Origin of the sequence: Teichococcus wenyumeiae (genome assembly GCF_003696345.1) — a bacterium.
Lineage (GTDB): Bacteria > Pseudomonadota > Alphaproteobacteria > Acetobacterales > Acetobacteraceae > Pseudoroseomonas > Pseudoroseomonas wenyumeiae.
The window spans coordinates 17,234-33,382 of sequence record NZ_RFLX01000005.1 but is presented as its reverse complement, the minus strand read 5'-3'; the positions used below and the strand labels follow the sequence as shown (position 1 = coordinate 33,382).

Below are 16,149 nucleotides of genomic sequence, written 5' to 3'. Positions count from 1 at the left end.
CCGCCGGTTCAGGCCGGCTGCTGCGCCGGCGCGCCGGCGGCCAGCGCCGCCTCGTCCGGCGAGAGCAGCGCCAGCAGCACCAGGGGCTGGGTGGCGGCGTCGCCGGCGCTGGCGACGGGGCTGGAAAGCACCTCCAGATCCTCCCCCTGCAGCCGCACACGGCCGCGCAGCAGCCGGAAGCAGGTATCGAAGATGGCCTGCATATGCTCGCGCTCCGCCGGCTGCAGCGGCACGGCGCCGGCCTTCTCGGCCTCCGTCAGCACCGCCATGGCGCGCATCAGCACACCCAGCTTGGCGGAGCGGAAGCCGTCGTCGCCGGACCAGATGCCATCGGCGCGCCGCAGGCGCAGCAGCGGGTGGTGCTGCGCCCGCGGCTCCCCGCCGCGCAGTGAGGGGCCGAGCCGCAGCGCCGCCAGGCCGAGCCGCAGCGCCGCCGCCAGCCGTTCCTCCGGCTGCCGCAGCGCCAGCCGGGCCAGCAGCAGCATGGCGGCGGCATGGCCGTCCAGCGCCGCCTCGCCGCCGGCCTCGGTGAAGGTGCCCTCGGAATCGGTGGTGTCCTGCCGTGCCAGCAGCGCCTCCAGCCCCGTCCGCAGCAGCGCGTGGTAGTCGGGCGCGCCGGACACGGCGGGCAGGCGCGTCACCATCTCCAGCGACAGCAACGCGAAGCTCAGCCCGCGCAGCCCGACGCGGCCGGGGCGCAGCGGCGCCGCCAGCGCATCGGCGGACACGGCATCGGCCATGGCGGCGAAGAAGGCCAGGACATGCCGGTCGTACCAGGCACGCAGCCGCGCCAGCCGCTCCGGCGCCAGGGGCGGAGCTTCGGCTTCCTGATAGGCGCCGCTGGTGGCGAAGAGCAGCTGCGCCGCCACGGCATTGAGCGCCAGCCCCTGCGCTTCCCCGGTGCCGGGGTCGCGGCCGGCCAGCCGCGCCGGCTGGGCCAGCAGGGCGGCATAGGCGTGCTCGGAAGCCGCCAGGGTGCCGGCGGCCAGCAGCCGCTCCTCCTCCACCGTGAAGCTCTCGCCGGCCGGCAGGGTGGCGGCCTGGTAGCGGGTCAGCAGCCAGTGCGGCCGCACCGCGCCCTCCACCGCCCGCGTCGCCAGCTTGATGCTGCGCAGCCGCTGGGCGGAGGGCATGTGCAGGTGCAGGCCGGTGGCGGCGGCGGGTTGCGCTTCCTCCACCAGGCTCAGCGAATGGGCCGGGCCCTGGTGCAGGTTGGCCAGGGTCTCGGCCTCCAGCCGCAGCGGGCGCAGGCGGCCCTCGGCGCCCAGCACGATGCGGCCGAAGGGGCGCTCCGGCGGGCCGCCGGACAGCTCGTCCAGCGCGGTGGTGACGCGCACCTCGCTCAGCGACACGCCGCGCGCCGCCTGCAGCGAGACGCGCAGCCCGAGGCGCGGGTCTTCCGGCCTCACGATGTATTCGTAGCGCAGCGTGCCGACCACGCCTTCCCGCCGCAGCAGGCCATGCGGGGCGCGCAGCTCGCTTTCATGGAAGAGCACCACGCCGCCGCCTTCCTGCGGCACCAGCCCGAAGCGGACGACGGTGTCTTCCACATCCAGGCAATGGCTGCTCTTGCCGATGCGGAATTCCACCAGGTTGCCGGTATGCAGCACCTCCCGCACCGTGGCCGGGCCGCTGTGGCGGCTGGCGGCGGGGCCGCGCAGCGCCTGCCGCACCAGGCCGCGCGACAGGTCGCCGGTGAATTCATGCGTGCCGGTCAGCACCCGGAATTCGCGCGGGTCCAGGTTGTCCACCACGCAGCCGGTGCGGGCGGTGCGGTCATGCAGCAGCGTGTCCTCGCCCATGGCCAGCAGGAAGTCGGTCAGCCCGTCCCCCAGCGCGGCCCAGCGTGGCCGCAGGGCGGGCATGGAGAGCAGCTCCACCGCCGCCGCCGCATCGGCCGTCCAGCACAGCTCGGCCTCGGGCGAGCCGCCGGCAGGATTGTCGCGCAGCGCCAGCACCTCCCTCCCGCCGAGCTGCCGGGGGCGCGCCAGATTCCGCTCAAGATAAGCGATCAGGCGGTCCCGCTCGGGGGGGCGAAGCATATCGGGCATGGCAGAGATCCGGTGCGGCGTTCAGTCGGCCCTATCCTATAACCCCCTCGGGCGGGGCTGTGCAGGCCCGTAAGGATGCCGTCATCCCGGCTCCATGTATCAAGCCAGCCTGCCGGCCTCAGCCCAGCATCGCCGCCAGCGCGGCATAGCGGCCGACCTTGCCCAGCGTCACCAGCAGCAGGAAGACCCAGAGCTTTTCCCGCATCACCCCGGCCACCAGGGTCAGTGGGTCCCCCACCACCGGTAGCCAGCTCAGCAGCAGCACCCAGCGGCCATGGCGGGCATAGGCGTGCTGCGCCCGGGCCAGGGCGGCGGCGGAGACGGGAAACCAGCGCCGTTCGCTGAACCGCTCCAGCCCCCGCCCCAGCCCGTAATTGACCAGCGATCCGCCGACATTCCCGGCCCCCGCCACGGCCACCAGCGCCCAGGCCGGGTGCTGGCCGCCGAGCAGCAGGGCGGCCAGCAGCGCCTCGGACTGCGCCGGCAGCAGGGTGGCGGCCAGGAAGGCGGCGGCGAAGAGCCCGCCATAGGCCGCCAGGGCCTCCACCGGCGCGGCTCAGCCCTGGGCTTCGGCGGGGTTCTGGCGCAGCCGCAGGCGCGCGGGGCGGAAGCCCTGCACCGCCGTCACCTCAAAGGCCAGGCTGCCGGATTCCTGCGGCACCTGCACCACGTCCCCCAGCACCGGCAGCCGGCCCAGCCGGGCCATCAGATAGCCGGAGACGGTGGAATACTGCCCCGCCTCATCCGCCAGCCGGGTGCCGAGCTGGCGGTCCAGGCTGTGCAGATCCAGATGCGCGTCCAGCAGCCATACGCCATCGGCCTGCTGCTCCATCAGCGGCAGGCCGGCCTCGCCCTCGGGGAATTCGCCGGCGATGGCCTCGAAGATATCGGTGGGCGTGGCGACACCTTGCAGCGTGCCGTATTCGTCCAGCACCACCGCCATCTGCACCGGGGCGCCGCGCAGCCGCTCCATCAGCCGCAGCACGTCCAGCCGGTCATGCACCACCAGCGGCGGGCGGATGGAGCGGGCGGGGTCGATGGCGCCATGCTCCAGCAGGTCCCGCAGCAGGTCCTTGGCCAGGGCGACGCCGACGATCTCCTCCACCCGGCCGCGGCAGACCAGCAGGCGGGAGCGGCCGCTTTCCACCAGGGTGCGGCGGTGCTCGGCCGGCGGGTCCTCGATATCCAGCCAGACCACCTCGTTGCGCGGCGTCATGATCGAGCGCACGGGCCGCTCCCCCAGCGCCATCACGCCCTGCACCATGGAGCGTTCCTGCGGCCCGAAGGCCGGCGGCGGCGGGGGTTCGCCATCCGCCTCGCGCGCCGGCTCGGCTTCCGCCTGGCCGCCGCCCAGCAGGCGCAGCACGGCCATGGCCGTGCGGTCCCGCAGGTCGCCGGTGCTCATGGCGCGGGCATGGCCGCGCCGGGCGAGCTGGTTGAAGGCCTCGATCAGGATGGAGAAGCCGATGGCGGCGTAGAGATAGCCCTTGGGGAAGTGGAAGCCGAGGCCCTCGACGATCAGGCTGAAGCCGATCATCAGCAGGAAGCCGAGGCAAAGGATCACCACCGTCGGATGCGCCGAGACGAAGCGCATCAGCGGCCGGCTGGCGGCCACCATTACCGCCATGGCCACCACCACCGCGATGTACATGATGGACAGGTGCTGCACCATGCCGACGGCCGTGATGACGGAATCCAGCGAGAAGACCGCGTCCAGCACCACGATCTGCGCCACCACCTGCCAGAAGCTGGCCCAGACGCGCGGGCCTTCCTTGGCCCCGTGGCCGCCTTCCAGCCGCTCGTGCAGCTCCATCGTAGCCTTGAACAGCAGGAAGAGGCCGCCCAGCACCAGGATCAGCCCGCGCCCGCTGATGGCGATGCCAGCCACCGAGAAGAGCGGCGCCGTCAGCCCCACGATCCAGGAGATGGCCGCCAGCAGCCCCAGCCGCATCAGCAGCGCCAGCCCCAGGCCGATGAGGCGGGCGCGGTTGCGCTGCTCCGGCGGCAGCTTGTCCGCCAGGATGGCAATGAAGATCAGGTTGTCGATGCCGAGCACCAGCTCCAGCACGATCAAGGTCCCCAGGCCCAGCCAGGCGGTGGGGTCGGCAATCCATTCCATGGACGGCTATCAGCCTCGGAAAGCGGTCGTGGTCAGCGGGGCGCGGCGATACGGGGGCGGAAGCGCTGCCAGCCCAGCCAGAGCAGCACGATGCCGCCCAGCACGGCTGCGAGGGCCAGCGGATTGGTCTCCGGTCCCATCTGCCGCGCCAGCCAGCCGCCGATGCTGCCCGGCATCAGCATCACCGGGGCCCAGATCAGGGCGGAGAGGATATTGGCACTCTGGAAGCGGCGCTGCCCCATGCCGGTGACGCCGGCGACCAACGGCGTCACGGCGCGCATCGGGCCCAGGAAGCGGCCGATGAAGACCGCCCACCAGCCCCAGCGGCGGAACACCACCACGGACCAGGCATAAGGCCGGCGGCAGGAGGCCGGCAGCCAGCGCCGCACCCGCCGCCCGCCAATGGCGCGCGATAGCCAGTAGCCCGCCGCATCGCCCAGAATGCCGCCCGCCACGCAGGCCAGCAGCACCGGGCCGGGGGGCAGGATCTCCGCCCCCAGCAGCGCGCCGATGCCCAGCAGCAGCGCCGTGGAAGGCACCAGGATGCTGACGATGGGGAAGGATTCCAGGAAGGCGATCACGAAGGTCAGCGGCGCACCCCAGGCGGCATGCGCGCGCAACCAGGCCTCGAAGCCCGATGTCCAGTCTTCCAACATGAACATCCGGTAACAGGTCGGGGGTGCGGCTGCCAGGGCTCAAAAGGGGGAGACACGAAATGTCATCCGGGGCCAAGGGGGCGCCGCCCCCTTGGAACCCCCGCCGGGGTGGACAGTCCACCCCGGGGCCCCGCTGTCAGTTTTCACTTGGGCCGCCCGGGCCGGCGCGTGGCCTGGGCCGCAGGCTTCCCGGAAGATCCGAAGGCCGCATGGACCTCCGGCGGGACACGCCGCCAGACAGATGGCGGGGCCTGGGGTGACACTGTCACCCCAGCGGGAGTGTCCAGAGAGGGCGGAGCCCTCTTTGGCCCCGCCCGCCCGCCTGTCCGGCGATCAGTCCAGGCTGGCGCCCGAATCCTCGACCAGGCCCTTCCAGAACTTTTCCTGCTCCTGCATGTAGGTGCCATAGGCGGCGGGGCTCGCATCCACCACGGTGGTGAAGCCGTTGGGCTCCATCTTGCCGCGGAAGTCGTTGTTATCCACCACCTTCACCATCGCCGCGTGCAGCTTGGCCACGCGGTCGGCGGGCACGCCGGCCGGCAGGTTCATGCCGTACCAGGACTGCATGTCGATGTTGCTGCCGGGCAGCAGCTCCTTCATCGCCGGCACGTCCTTCAGTTCCGGCGAATAGGTCACGCGCTCGGCCGAGGCGGCGGCCAGGACGCGCAGGCGGCCTTCGCGCACGTTGGACATCGAGAGCGGGATGACGTCGAACATCATGTCGATGTTGCCGGCCAGCAGGTCCTGCAGTGCCGGGGCGCCGCCGCGATAGGGCACATGGGTGATGTCGGCGCCCGTCACCTTGCAGACCTTGGCGATGGTCAGGTGGCTGACCGTGCCGGTGCCGGAGGAGCCCATGGTCAGCTTGCCCGGATCCTTCTTGGCCGCCGCGATGACGTCCTGGAAGGTCTTGTAGGGGCTGTTGGCATTCACCGTCATGAACACCGTGCCGGTGGTCACGCGGGTGATGGGGCCCAGGTCCTTGATCGGGTCGATCGGCATCGACTTCCGGTACAGGAACTTGTTGGCGCAGAGGATGGAGGCGGAGGCCAGCACCATGGTGTGGCCGTCCTTCTCGGAGCGCGCGGCCTCGGAAACGCCCAGGTTGCCGCCGGCACCGCCGCGGTTGTCCACCACCACGCTTTGCCCAAGCTCGGCCTGCAGCTTTTCCGCGATCAGGCGGGCGGTCAGGTCCACCGAGCCGCCGGCCGCGTAGGGCACGACGATGCGCAGGGTGCGGGAGGGGAAGTTATCCTGCGCCCGCAGGATGCTGGGGGTGGCGAAGGGCAAGGTGGCGGCAGCGCCGAGGATGGCGCGACGGCTGATGGTCATGGTCTTGGGAGGCTCCGGCTGAGGTCCGACAGGGGTTTCACCCTTTTGTCATCGCCGGAGCAAGGGGTTCTTGCGACGCAGAAAGGGTGTCATCGCCGCAGCGCATGCATCAGCACCGCCGCCGCCACCGAGACATTCAGGCTTTCCACGGCGCCGGAACCGGGCAGCGTGACCTGCCGTTCGCAGGCGGCGATGGTGGAAGCCGCCAGCCCCTGTTCCTCGTTGCCCAGCACCAGCGCCACGGAGCGGGGGTCATCCGCCAGGGCCTCGGGCGGCTCGCCCCCGCGCGCCACGGCGGCCACCGTCAGGAAGCGCGGCGCCAGGGCGGCCAGGGCGGCGGGCAGGTCGGCGGCGCGGTAGAGGGAGAGGGCCTCCAGCCCACCCTCGCTGGTGCGCCAGGCGGAATCCGAAAGGCCAGCCTGGCGCGGGTCGCCCGAGATCACCATCGCCTCGCAGCCGAAGAAGGCCGCCGAGCGGGCGATGGCGCCCAGGTTGTGCGGGTTGCCGATGCCGTCCAGCACCGGCAGCAGCTTGCCCGGCAGCGCCTCGGCGGCCGGCAGGGCAGGCACGGCACGCGGCTGGGCGATGGCGACGATGCCGCCGTGATGCATCGTGCCGGCGATCTTGGCCAGCTCCGCCGCCGGCACTTCCCGGTAGGGCTTCCGGGTGCGGGCGAGCTGGGCGCAGAAAGGACCGGCCTCCAGCCGCCGGGTCGGCAGGTAGAAGAGCCGCAGCGCCGCCTGCGGCCGGTGCGCGAAAAGGGCGGCGACCGCCACGGGGCCGCAGATCCGGTCCGGCTCCGGCGCGCGCGGCTGGGGCGGGCGCGGCGGGGCGGCGGGCGCGGGGTCGCGCGGGGCGGGGGAAGGACGGGGCGGCAGGCGGCGCGGCGGCAGGGTCATGCCGGCGTCTCTGCCGCCACCGGGCGCCGCCGCCAAGGGATTTCAGCGGCGCTTCCTGGCGGCCAGGGCGTCAGCGGGCCGGTGCCAGGAGGGTAGGGGGGGCGGCCGCCTCGGGCTTGTGAGGGGCCGCCCTGGCGCCTCAGGCGGCGCTGAAGGTGATCTGCTTGGCGCCGTCCCAGAGCACGGAGCGGCAGACATTGGCCAGCCGGTCCAGCCCGTCCGTGATGGTCAGGAAGTGGTTGCCGGCCAGTGGCCCCGCCTTGGAGCCGAAGGAGCAGGGGCCATAGGCCACCAGGATCTCGGTCTCGCTCATGTTCGTCACATGGCCGGGATGGACGATGACCTGCCCCGGCGCCGGGTGGCGGGTGGCGTTCTCGAAGCCCACGCCCAGGTCGCGCTCGCCCATCGGGATCCAGCAGGCCTCGCCGCTCCAGCGCACATGGATGATGCGGTCCCGGTAGGGCAGCATGGTGCGGAAGCGGGCCACCGTCTGCGGCGCGGCGGCTTCCTCGAAGCGGGCGGAGAAGATTTCGCCACCGATGTCGATGCGGATGTCGGCCAAGGCTCGGAACTCCTGTGCGGAAGGCCCGGCATGTCTAGCGGCCCGGCGGGCGGGGGACCAGCGCCAGCGGGACCGGCTGCAACGACCATGGCGGGGCAGGGTTTTGTTCAGCAAAAGAACCCCACCATGCCGCCAGGGCGCCACGCTGCGCGGGCGGAAGGGAGCGCACCCCATGACACGCACCATCACAGGCCTTTTCAGCACGCGCGGCGCCGCCGAATCGGTCATCCACCACCTGATGAGCCACGATTCCATCGACCGCAGCCACATCACCCTGCATGGCCCCGACAAAGCCGACGACGGCTACGAGCACGACGGCTTCTGGACCTCGATGCTGCACCTGTTCATTCCCGATTCCGCCCGCCACGCCTATGCCGAGGCGATCCGGCGCGGCAGCTACCTGGTGGCCGTCGAACTGCCAGAAGACAAGGTGGATCATGTGCTGAGCGTCTTCACCTCCCATGGCGCCGTCGATCTCGACAGCCTCTTGGCGCGGTGGCGGGCGGAAGGCTGGAAGGATTACGTCCCGCCGGCCGCCGGCACCGGCGCGCCGGGCGGCATGGCCTCGAGCCCCGGTGCGGGTCAGCCGCGCAGCGGCCAGCGGGAGCCTGATGTCGGCGATGGGCGGGCGCGGTCCTACATCGCCGACACCACGCCGCGCTGAGAACAGCCCGGCAGACGCATCACGGGCGCCAGCTTCCGCCTGACCAAAGGAGCCACCGGCCGCCGCTGCGGCTGGAACCGGCGTGCCGGCGGGCGCGTTGATACCGTGCAGTCCTGAGGGGTGAGCCATCATGTCGGCCAAGCAGCCCGAGACCATGCTCCCGCTGAGCGAGGAACAACTCCGGGTCGAGAAGAAGCTGCTGGAAACCGGCCGCGTCCGCGTTTCCGTCCGCACGGAAACGGTGGAGGAAACGGTGCGTGAAACCCTGCGCAGCCGCAGCGCCCGGGTACAGCGGGTGCCGATAGGGCAGGAAATCGACCAGGCACCGGCAACACGCGAGGAGGGTGGCGTGCTGATCATCCCGGTGGTTGAGGAAGTTCTCGTAGTAGTAAAAAAATTATACCTAAAAGAAGAAGTTCATGTCCGTTTCGATGAAATAGATGAAATCGTCGAACAGCCAGTGGAACGGCGTGTGCAGCGCGCGGTTATTGAGAGGCTGGCACCCAATGAATTGGATCGTCCTGATGAATCAGGGTCCGCCGGCTCCCCATAACACGCTGAGGGACCCAAGATGACCCGAACCATTACTGGCCTGTTCGATACCCGTGGCGCCGCGGAGGCCGTGATCGACCACCTCGTCACCCATGACGGCGTGGATCGCACCCGCATCACCCTGCACGGCAATGGCACCGCCATGGACAACCCGGAGCCCGAAGGCTTCTGGGCTTCGCTGAAGAGCCTGTTTGTGCCGGACGAGGATCGCTACGCCTATTCCGAGGGCCTGCGCCGTGGCGGCTATCTGCTGGCGGCGGAGCTGGAGGAAGGCCAGGTGACCCATGCCATGGATGTCTTCGAGGAACATGGCGCCGTCGATCTGGATGCGCGGGAGCAGGAATGGCGCAGCAGCGGCTGGCAGGGCTATCAGCCTGACACCGGCACAACCACCGGTGCCACCACCACCGGTGCCACCACCACCGGCACCACCACCGGCGCCGCCGCCACCGGGCTTGGTGCCGGCATGGCGGCCGGCACCGGCATCGGCGCTGCCGCCGGAACGGGCCGGGATGCCAAGCCAGGCAGCGCCACAGCGGCCGAAACCAGCCAGTTCAAGGACAGCAACCTCGGCACCGGCACCGGCACCGGAACGACCACGGGACCCGGCCTGGGCATCGCGGGCTCCGGGCTCGGCGCGGCGCCAAACGGCGGAACTGGCGGCAGCGGCATGGCCGCTACCGGGAACGGCCGCACCGGCGAGGAAGGCGTGATCCCCGTTGTTCAGGAGACGCTGCGCGTCGGCAAGCGCGACACGCAGCAGGGCCGTGTCCGTGTCCGCGCCTATGTGGTTGAGACACCGGTGTCCGAGCAGGTTTCGCTGCGCCAGGAATATGTGGAAGTGCAGCGCCGCCCCGTCGACCGGCCGTTGAGCGATGCCGATGACGCCTTCCGCGAGCAGACCATTGAGGCGGTGGAGCACCGGGAGGAGCCCGTGGTTTCCAAGGAAGCCCGGGTGGTGGAGGAGGTTTCGATCAACAAGGAAGCGACCGAGCGCACGGAGACGGTGGAGGGCACCGTGCGCCGCCAGGACGTGAAGGTCGAGGATACCCGCGACACCACGGGCAAGACCGGCACCCCGTTGCCGGACGACAAGGTCTGACCCGGCGGGCGGGCCCGTGACGCAGGGAGGCGCCGGCACCGCGTGCCGGCGCCTCCGGCCTGCCTAGACCACCGACAGCGCCCGGTCCACCAGCACCACGGGCACGCCCTGGGAGCAGGCTTCCACCCGGCTGGCGACGCCGAAGGATTCCGCCAGCACGTCCGGCGTCACCACCTGGGCCGGCGGGCCTGCGGCCAGCAGCCGGCCCTTGGCCAGCACCGCCACCTGGTCGCAGGCGCGGATGGCCAGGTTGATGTCGTGGATGGCGACGATGCCGATGGCGCCGCTCGCCCGCACCGCATCCCGCACCGCCTGCACCACGGAAAGCTGCCAGCGCAGGTCCAGCGCGCTGGTGGGCTCGTCCAGCAGCAGCAGCTTCGGCTCCCGCACCATCACCTGCGCCAGCCCCACCATCTGCCGCTGGCCGCCGGACAGCTCGCTCATCCGCCGCAGCGCCAGATGGGTGATGCCGAGGTTCTGGAAGGCGCGGGCAATGGCGGCCTCGGCCTGGGCGTGGCTGAGGTCGCCGCGCACGGCGCGGCAGGCGGAGAGCACGGCCTCATAGGCTACCAGCGGGGAAGGCGAGGGCAGGCTCTGCGGCAGGTAGCCGACCAGCGCCGCGCGCCTGGCCGCTGAAAGCGCGGGCAGGGAGACGCCATCCAGCGCGATGGTGCCGCTGGCCCGCCCCAGCCCGGCGATGCCGCGCAGCAGGGTGGACTTGCCGGCGGCATTCTGCCCCAGCAGGCCCAGCAGCGTGCCCGGCGGCAGGGCCGGCAGGTCGAAGCCCTCGATGACGCGGCGGTTGCGGTAGCCGGCGGTGACGCCCTGCAGCAGCAGGCCGGTGCTTTGCTGGGTGCTCACTGCCCGCGTCCCTTGCCGAAGAGCAGCGCCAGGAAGAGCGGCACGCCCACCAGGGAGGTGACGATGCCCACCGGGATGATCAGCCCCGGCACTAGCATCTTCGACGCGATGGAGGCCAGCGACAGCACCAGCGCCCCGGCCAGGGCGGCGCCGGGCAGGAAGAAGCGGTGGTCCTCGCCCAGCAGCAGCCGCGCCATGTGGGGGCCGACGAGACCCACGAAGCCGATGGTGCCGACAAAGGCCACGGCGGTCGCCGCCAGCAGGCTGGCGCGCAGCATCACCACCAGCCGCAGGCGGGCGGTGTCGATGCCGAGCGATTCCGCCTGCGCCTCACCGGCCCGCAGCGCTGTCATCTTCCACACCCCCATCATGGAGAAGGGCAGGCAGAGCGCCAGCACGATGGCCACCACGGCGATCTTGGGCCAGGTGGCGCGGGCCAGCGAGCCCATGCCCCAGAAGACGATCTGCTGCAGCGTCTCGGCATCCGCGATGAACTGCAGCAGGGCGACCGCGGCATTCAGCGCGAAGACCAGCGCGATGCCGAAGAGCACCACGGTATCGACGCCCGTGCCGCGCATCCGCGCCATGGCCTGCACCAGCACGGAAGCGCCGGCGGCGAAGGCGAAGGCGCCGATCGGCACCGCGATATGCTGTGGCAGCCCCAGCGGCCCCACGCCCATGACAATGACCAGCGAGGCGCCGAGCGTCGCCGCCGCCGAGACGCCGAGCGTGAAGGGTGAGGCGAGCGGGTTGTTCAGCACCGTCTGCATCTCGGCGCCCGAAAGGCCGAGGGAGGCGCCCACCAGCACCGCCATGATGGCGTAGGGCAGCCGCACGTTCCACAGGATCACCTGGATCGGCCGCGGCAGGCTGGCCGGGTCGATCAGGCCGGAGACCACGGTGCCCAGCGAAAGCTGCGCCGGCCCGGTGGCGATATCGGCCAGCAGCGCCAGCAGCAGCGCCACGGCCAGCAGGCCCAGCAGCATGAAGCGCCGCCGCACGAAGCCGGCATAGCCGGCGGCGAGGCTGTCCGGTGCCGGGGCGGCGGCGAGGCCCTGGCCGCTCATTGCGCCGCCACCCAGAAGGTGCCGTCCAGCTTCACGGGCTGGAAGCGGTCGTACAGTCCGCGCATGGTGGCCTCCGGGTCCAGGTCGGCGAAGAGGTCGGGATGCAGCCATTTCGCCAGCACCTGCACCGCCACCACGTTGAAGGGCGAGTTGTAGAAGCTGTGCCAGATGGCGAGCGCCCGGCGCGCCTTCACGGCTTCCAGCTCCCGCACGCCGGGGCGGGCCAGGGCGGCGTCGAGGGTGGCGCGCGCCAGCTCCGACGTGGCGCCATGGCCCAGGATGATGCGGGCATGGCCCGGCTGCGGCGCCGCGCCCACGGCGCCGACGGCGGTGCCCACCCAGAATTCCGGCTGGTCCGCCAGCAGCTTCTCCAGCGAGACCTTGCCGGTGGCGCCGGGCACCAGGGCGGCGCCGGTATTCTCGGCCCCCGCCGCGTCGAGGAAATGCGCCATCATGGCGCGGGCCATGGTGTCGCAGCAGTCCTCGGAAAAGCCGACGCGGCTTTCCAGGAAGACGCGCGGGCGGCGGGGCTTGGACTCGGCCAGCCGCTCCGTCACCAGAGCCAGTTGCTTGCGCCATTCGGCGACAAAGGCCTCGGCTTCCTGCTGCCGGCCCAGGGCCTCACCCAGCAGCAGCATGGAGCGGGGGGTGTTGCTCAGCGGGTCGCCACGGAAATCGACGAAGACGATGGCGGTGCCGGCGGCTTCCAGCGCCTCGATCACCTGCCGGGACTGCGCGCCGGGGCCATGGCCGTCCACGCCGAAGATCGCCAGGTCCGGCACGCTGCCGATGGCGCGCTCGACGGAAAAGGTCTCGCTGCTGCTGCGGCCGAGGCGGGGGATCTCGTCCAGCCGGGGCGCCACGGCGCGGAACTGGGCATAGCCCTGCGGGTCCACCTGCCGCAGATCGTCCTGCATGCCCACCAGCCGGGCGGTGGGGTCGCCCTTCTCCAGGATGGCCAGCACCGGCAGCATGCGGCTCTCGCCCAGGATTACCCGCTCCACCCGCGCCGGCAGTTCCACGCTGCGGCCGGCGAGGTCGGTAACGCTGGCGGCCCGTGCCGCGGCCCAGGGCTGGGCGAGCAGGGCAGCGGCGCAACAGGCAGCAGCCAGGGCACGGCGAAGCATCGGCGGGTCTCCGGAACCGGGAGGCGGGATGGGCAAGGCGGGCTAGACCCGATGAAAACGATTTGCAATATCATAAGGGCGGTCCCGCTGGGGACGGCCCCGGGACGCTTCCCGCCGCCGCCCGCCATGCCGGGCCCGCCGCGTCCGGCCCAGGCCCGGCACTTCCGACCACGGAGCTTCTCCGACATGACGACGACCTCTTCCCTCGCGGCCCGGCGCGTGCGCCACGAACTGCGCTTCCGCCTGCTGGAGGTGCTGCGGGTGGAACAGCCCAACCCGCACCTGCGCCGCATCACCCTGGGCGGCCCGGCCCTGGCGGGCTTCGTCAGCGCCGGCTTCGACGACCACGTGAAGCTCTTCTTCCCGCATCCGGGGGAGGCCGAGCCGCTGCTGCCGACCCCCGGCCCCAATGGTCCCATCTATCCCGAAGGCCCCCGCCCGGCCGCCCGCGACTATACCCCCCGCCGCTTCAGCGAAACGGAGCTGGAGATCGACTTCGTGCTGCATGGGGAAGGCCCGGCCGCGACCTGGGCGGCGCAGGCGGCGCCGGGGCAGCGCATCGGCGTCGGTGGCCCGCGCGGCTCCTTTATCCCGCCTGAGGGGCTGGATTGGTACCTGCTGGCGGGGGACGAGACGGCGCTGGCCGCCATCGCCCGCCGCCTGGCCGAGCTGCCTGCCGGTCCGCGTGCCCTGGTGCTGGCCGAGGTGGCGGATGCCTCGGCCGAGCAGCCGCTGCCCTCCGCAGCCGAGGTCTCGGTGACCTGGCTGCACCGCGACGGCGCCGCGCCGGGGCAGCCGGAGGCGCTGGTGGCGGCGCTGGCTGGCCTGCAACTGCCGGAAGGCGAGGGCTATGCCTGGGTGGCCGCCGAATCCGCCGTGGCCCGCGCGCTGCGTGCCGTGCTGCTGGAGCGGCACGGGCTGGACAAGGCAGCGGTGAAGGCCTCCGGCTACTGGAAGCACGGCGCCGCCGCCAGTCATGAGACGCTGGAGGGCTGAGGCGGCGCCTCTTACGCCGGATTGAGGAGGGGGGCGGCAGGTGGCCTGCCGCCCCTGGTGACATCAGCCCGGCGGCGGCCCGGCGGTGGGGCCACCGGCCTCCGCCCGCGCGGCCAGGGCGCGGCGGCGGCTGGCCAGGCCGTAGAGGCGCGGCCCCACCAGCGCCACCAGCGCCAGCGCCAGGATGCAGACCGAGACGGGGCGGGTGACGAAGGTGGACCAGTCGCCTTGGCTGATGGTCAGGGCCTGGCGCATCGCCTGCTCCGCCATCGGGCCCAGGATCATGCCGATGACCACCGGCGCGGTGGGGAAGTCGAAGCGCCGCATGAACATGGCGATGACGCCCAGCGTGTAGAGGATGACGAGGTCCACCACGCTGTTGCTGATGCCGTAGGTGCCGATGGTGGCGAAGACCAGGATGCCCGCGTAGAGCTGCGGCTGCGGGATCTTCAGGATGCGCGCCCAGAGCCCCACCAGCGGCAGGTTCAGCACCACCAGCATGATGTTGGCGATGTAGAGGGATGCGATCAGCGTCCAGACCAGGTCGGCCTGGGTGGTGAAGAGCATCGGCCCCGGCTGGATGCCATAGGACTGGAAGGCCGAGAGCATGATGGCCGCGGTGGCGGAGGTCGGCAGGCCCAGCGTCAGCATCGGCACCAGGATGCCGGCGGCCGCCGCGTTGTTGGCTGCCTCCGGCCCCGCCACGCCCTCGATGGCGCCGGTGGTGCCGAATTCCTTGCGGAACTGCGGGCGCACCAGCTTCCGCTCGAAGTAATAGCTCAGCATGGTCGGCATCTCGCTGCCGCCGGCCGGCATGACGCCGAAGGGAAAGCCCAGGGCCGCGCCGCGGAACCAGGGGCCGACCGAGCGCTTCCAGTCCTCCTTCGACATCGACAGCCGGCCGATCTCGCGCACCTGGGCGTGCTCGTCATGGTAACGCCAGGCGAGGTAGAGCGTCTCGCCCACCGCGAAGAGCGCCACGGCCACCAGCACCACGTCGGTGCCGTCCAGCAGCTCGATGACGCCGAAGGTCATGCGCGGCTGGCCGGTCTGCAGGTCGATGCCGATCAGCCCCAGCATCAGCCCCAGCCCCAGCGCGGCCAGCCCGCGCAGCGCCGAGCTGCCCAGCACCGCCGAGACGGTGACGAAGCAGAGCACCATCAGCGAGAAATATTCCGCTGGCCCCAGCTTCAGCGCCAGGTCCACCACCAGCGGCCCGAGAAAGGAAAGGCCGAGGGTGCCGATGGTGCCGGCCACGAAGCTGCCCACCGCCGCGGTATAGAGCGCCGGACCCGCGCGGCCGTTGCGGGCCATCTTGGCGCCTTCCAGCGCCGTGATGATGGAGCCCGATTCACCCGGCGTGTTGAGCAGGATGGAGGTGGTGGAGCCGCCATACATGGCGCCGTAGAAGACGCCGCAGAACAGGATGAAGGCGCCCGTCGCCGAGACCTTGAAGGTGATGGGCAGCAGCAGCGCGATGGTCAGCGCCGGGCCGATGCCCGGCAGCACGCCGATGGCGGTGCCCAGGAAGCAGCCCAGCAACGCCCAGCCCATGTTGGTGAGGGTGAGCGCATTGCCGAAGCCGAGGGCGAGCCCGGACCAGACATCCATGACTTACAGAATCCCTTCCAGGATGCCGGCGCCGATATCGACGCCCAGCAGCTTGTCGAAGGCCAGGAAGGCACTCAGCGAAACCGCCAGCCCGATCAGCACGTCCCGCAGCAGGTTGCGGCTGCCGAAGCCGGCGGAGACCAGCGCGAACTGCACGGTGGCCGCGAAGACGAAGCCCAGCGTGTCGATCAGCACGAGGTTGGCGACCAGCCCCGCGCCCACCAGCCCGAGGGCACGCCAGTTGGTGGGCGGCGCGTCGCGCACCTCCTCCATCTCGGCGGACCAGCCGCCGCGCAGCGCCTGCACCACCAGCCCGGCGCCGATCAGCGCCACCAGCGCCCCCACCAGATAGGGCACGAATTTCGGCCCGACCTGCGCGTAAAGCGGCGTGGCCGGGATGATGCTGGCCTGCCAGAGGCACAGCAGCCCCAGCAGCACCACGAAGACCCCGACCGCGAGGTCGGGGCCGGCCCCAGGCTTCAGGAAGCCTGTCCTTGGTTCACTCACGCCATCCCCCTTGTTTCAAGCCGGCCCGCACCCGCCGGGCCGG

General features: G+C 71.6%; 16 protein-coding genes. 4 read left to right on the top strand and 12 right to left on the bottom strand.

Features of this window, described 5'->3' with window-relative positions:
• Positions 1–8: 8 nt before the first annotated feature.
• The 7 genes from EBE87_RS08815 to EBE87_RS08785 all read right to left on the bottom strand — a co-directional run bounded on the left by EBE87_RS08815 (position 9) and on the right by EBE87_RS08785 (position 7,619).
• Entirely contained in the window at positions 9–2,051 is a 2,043-nt protein-coding gene (locus EBE87_RS08815) for a hypothetical protein (protein WP_122139954.1), read from the bottom strand.
• 118 nt (positions 2,052–2,169) lie between these two features.
• Positions 2,170–2,598 carry a YqaA family protein gene (locus EBE87_RS08810; protein ID WP_120640794.1) on the bottom strand — a complete coding sequence of 143 codons (429 nt, stop codon included), beginning with the start codon at positions 2,596–2,598 and terminating at the stop codon, positions 2,170–2,172.
• A 9-nt stretch (positions 2,599–2,607) separates the two neighbouring features.
• Positions 2,608–4,170, bottom strand: coding sequence for a TerC family protein (locus EBE87_RS08805; protein ID WP_120640795.1), 1,563 nt, complete (start codon positions 4,168–4,170; stop codon positions 2,608–2,610).
• Positions 4,171–4,202: 32 nt separating this feature from the next.
• Complete coding sequence (locus EBE87_RS08800) at positions 4,203–4,826, bottom strand: DedA family protein (RefSeq protein WP_120640798.1); 624 nt, start codon at positions 4,824–4,826, stop codon at positions 4,203–4,205.
• Between the two features lie 333 nt (positions 4,827–5,159).
• Entirely contained in the window at positions 5,160–6,158 is a 999-nt protein-coding gene (locus EBE87_RS08795; RefSeq protein ID WP_120640796.1) for a Bug family tripartite tricarboxylate transporter substrate binding protein, read from the bottom strand.
• 89 nt (positions 6,159–6,247) lie between these two features.
• Entirely contained in the window at positions 6,248–7,057 is an 810-nt protein-coding gene (locus tag EBE87_RS08790) for a TrmH family RNA methyltransferase (protein WP_122139977.1), read from the bottom strand.
• 139 nt (positions 7,058–7,196) lie between these two features.
• Positions 7,197–7,619: a DUF3830 family protein gene (locus EBE87_RS08785; RefSeq protein WP_120640721.1), complete on the bottom strand. Its 423-nt coding sequence runs from the start codon at positions 7,617–7,619 to the stop codon at positions 7,197–7,199.
• A 172-nt stretch (positions 7,620–7,791) separates the two neighbouring features.
• Here EBE87_RS08785 and EBE87_RS08780 point away from each other — a divergent pair, with 172 nt between their 5' ends.
• From EBE87_RS08780 to EBE87_RS29655, 3 genes are all read left to right on the top strand, one after another.
• Positions 7,792–8,283 (top strand): hypothetical protein, encoded by a 492-nt coding sequence (locus tag EBE87_RS08780; RefSeq protein ID WP_120640722.1) that lies wholly within the window; start codon positions 7,792–7,794, stop codon positions 8,281–8,283.
• Between the two features lie 130 nt (positions 8,284–8,413).
• Complete coding sequence (locus tag EBE87_RS08775; RefSeq protein ID WP_120640723.1) at positions 8,414–8,836, top strand: DUF2382 domain-containing protein; 423 nt, start codon at positions 8,414–8,416, stop codon at positions 8,834–8,836.
• An 18-nt stretch (positions 8,837–8,854) separates the two neighbouring features.
• Positions 8,855–9,937, top strand: a complete 1,083-nt coding sequence (locus EBE87_RS29655) for a YsnF/AvaK domain-containing protein (protein ID WP_233553449.1) — start codon at positions 8,855–8,857, stop codon at positions 9,935–9,937.
• A 63-nt stretch (positions 9,938–10,000) separates the two neighbouring features.
• Here EBE87_RS29655 and EBE87_RS08760 read toward each other — a convergent pair whose 3' ends face one another.
• From EBE87_RS08760 to EBE87_RS08750, 3 genes are read right to left on the bottom strand one after another with little or no spacing between them, the layout of a single operon-like run.
• Positions 10,001–10,798, bottom strand: a complete 798-nt coding sequence (locus tag EBE87_RS08760) for an ABC transporter ATP-binding protein (protein WP_199707912.1) — start codon at positions 10,796–10,798, stop codon at positions 10,001–10,003.
• Complete coding sequence (locus EBE87_RS08755) at positions 10,795–11,865, bottom strand: FecCD family ABC transporter permease (protein WP_120640724.1); 1,071 nt, start codon at positions 11,863–11,865, stop codon at positions 10,795–10,797. Before EBE87_RS08755 ends, EBE87_RS08760 begins: the two co-directional genes overlap by 4 nt.
• On the bottom strand, positions 11,862–12,992 hold the full coding sequence (locus tag EBE87_RS08750) for an ABC transporter substrate-binding protein (protein ID WP_120640725.1): 1,131 nt from the start codon (positions 12,990–12,992) through the stop codon (positions 11,862–11,864). Before EBE87_RS08750 ends, EBE87_RS08755 begins: the two co-directional genes overlap by 4 nt.
• 186 nt (positions 12,993–13,178) lie before the next feature.
• Here EBE87_RS08750 and EBE87_RS08745 point away from each other — a divergent pair, with 186 nt between their 5' ends.
• On the top strand, positions 13,179–13,988 hold the full coding sequence (locus tag EBE87_RS08745; RefSeq protein WP_120640726.1) for a siderophore-interacting protein: 810 nt from the start codon (positions 13,179–13,181) through the stop codon (positions 13,986–13,988).
• Between the two features lie 63 nt (positions 13,989–14,051).
• On the opposite strand, the gene EBE87_RS08740 is transcribed toward EBE87_RS08745, so the two are convergent.
• Both EBE87_RS08740 and EBE87_RS08735 read right to left on the bottom strand, forming a co-directional pair.
• Entirely contained in the window at positions 14,052–15,599 is a 1,548-nt protein-coding gene (locus EBE87_RS08740) for a tripartite tricarboxylate transporter permease (RefSeq protein WP_122139953.1), read from the bottom strand.
• A 3-nt stretch (positions 15,600–15,602) separates the two neighbouring features.
• Positions 15,603–16,106, bottom strand: coding sequence for a tripartite tricarboxylate transporter TctB family protein (locus EBE87_RS08735; protein WP_233553474.1), 504 nt, complete (start codon positions 16,104–16,106; stop codon positions 15,603–15,605).
• Between the last annotated feature and the right edge of the window lie 43 nt (positions 16,107–16,149).

Excerpts from the sequence above, each read along its gene's own strand:
- EBE87_RS08815 (WP_122139954.1), bottom strand. The coding sequence starts at position 2,051 with ATGCCCGATATGCTTCGCCCCCCCGAGCGGGACCGCCTGATCGCTTAT.
- EBE87_RS08805 (WP_120640795.1), bottom strand. The coding sequence starts at position 4,170 with ATGGAATGGATTGCCGACCCCACCGCCTGGCTGGGCCTGGGGACCTTG.
- EBE87_RS08800 (WP_120640798.1), bottom strand. The coding sequence starts at position 4,826 with ATGTTGGAAGACTGGACATCGGGCTTCGAGGCCTGGTTGCGCGCGCAT.
- EBE87_RS08795 (WP_120640796.1), bottom strand. The coding sequence starts at position 6,158 with ATGACCATCAGCCGTCGCGCCATCCTCGGCGCTGCCGCCACCTTGCCC.
- EBE87_RS08790 (WP_122139977.1), bottom strand. The coding sequence starts at position 7,057 with ATGACCCTGCCGCCGCGCCGCCTGCCGCCCCGTCCTTCCCCCGCCCCG.
- EBE87_RS08780 (WP_120640722.1), top strand. The coding sequence starts at position 7,792 with ATGACACGCACCATCACAGGCCTTTTCAGCACGCGCGGCGCCGCCGAA.
- EBE87_RS08775 (WP_120640723.1), top strand. The coding sequence starts at position 8,414 with ATGTCGGCCAAGCAGCCCGAGACCATGCTCCCGCTGAGCGAGGAACAA.
- EBE87_RS29655 (WP_233553449.1), top strand. The coding sequence starts at position 8,855 with ATGACCCGAACCATTACTGGCCTGTTCGATACCCGTGGCGCCGCGGAG.
- EBE87_RS08755 (WP_120640724.1), bottom strand. The coding sequence starts at position 11,865 with ATGAGCGGCCAGGGCCTCGCCGCCGCCCCGGCACCGGACAGCCTCGCC.
- EBE87_RS08750 (WP_120640725.1), bottom strand. The coding sequence starts at position 12,992 with ATGCTTCGCCGTGCCCTGGCTGCTGCCTGTTGCGCCGCTGCCCTGCTC.
- EBE87_RS08745 (WP_120640726.1), top strand. The coding sequence starts at position 13,179 with ATGACGACGACCTCTTCCCTCGCGGCCCGGCGCGTGCGCCACGAACTG.
- EBE87_RS08740 (WP_122139953.1), bottom strand. The coding sequence starts at position 15,599 with ATGGATGTCTGGTCCGGGCTCGCCCTCGGCTTCGGCAATGCGCTCACC.